The following is a 570-nucleotide window of genomic DNA, read 5'->3' as shown; positions in this document are numbered from 1 at the left end:
GTTCGGGGCGAGGCCCGGGGCGCCGTCGTCCGGGGCGTCTGCGTCCATGTCGGCGTCGGCGGTGCTGTCCACCTCGGCGGAGGGGTAGACGGCGAGGTTCGCCGGGTTGGGGCGGGTATCGCCGGTGGGGCCGTCGTCGTCGAACCAGCGGAAGTGAGGCGTCGGCGTCGCGGCGCGGATGACGCGGCGGACCTCGCGAACCCAGAGCTGCGCCTCTACGCGGAGGAAGGGCCTGATGTGTCCGGTGTCCGGGTCCTGGGCACGGGCGGTCGAGACCAGCGCGAGCAGACGGGCGAGGCCGGTGGCGACCAGGTCGATGTCGGTCCGGGCCGCCTCGTCCCAGGCCGCGCCGCCGCCGCGCTTCGCGAACTCGCGGGCGATCTCCGGGACGGTGACGGGGGTGTCGCCCGCGACGTCGAGGAGGGCGCGGATGAGGTTGTGCTGGCGGAGCTTCTCGCCGAGCTGGACCGGGTCGGTGAAGTCCCTGCCGACGACCAGCTCGGCGAGTCGGTGAAGGGCGGACGGGTGGGTTAGGGGCTGGTATTATAAAAACAATGAACGGTCCCGCGA

Annotated in this window: 1 protein-coding gene; it reads left to right on the top strand. The window is 72.5% G+C overall.

Annotated elements, in window-relative coordinates; all coding sequences use genetic code 11:
• Window positions 1–534 (top strand): hypothetical protein (locus P1P70_RS45560; protein ID WP_319248484.1); only part of this gene is annotated, 534 nt, incomplete at its 5' end.
• Window positions 535–570: the final 36 nt, after the last annotated feature.

The organism is Streptomyces sp. MB09-02B (genome assembly GCF_033794485.1).
GTDB lineage: Bacteria > Actinomycetota > Actinomycetes > Streptomycetales > Streptomycetaceae > Streptomyces.
Note: the sequence above shows the minus strand (reverse complement) of the source record. Positions and strands in the feature narration are given on the sequence as shown.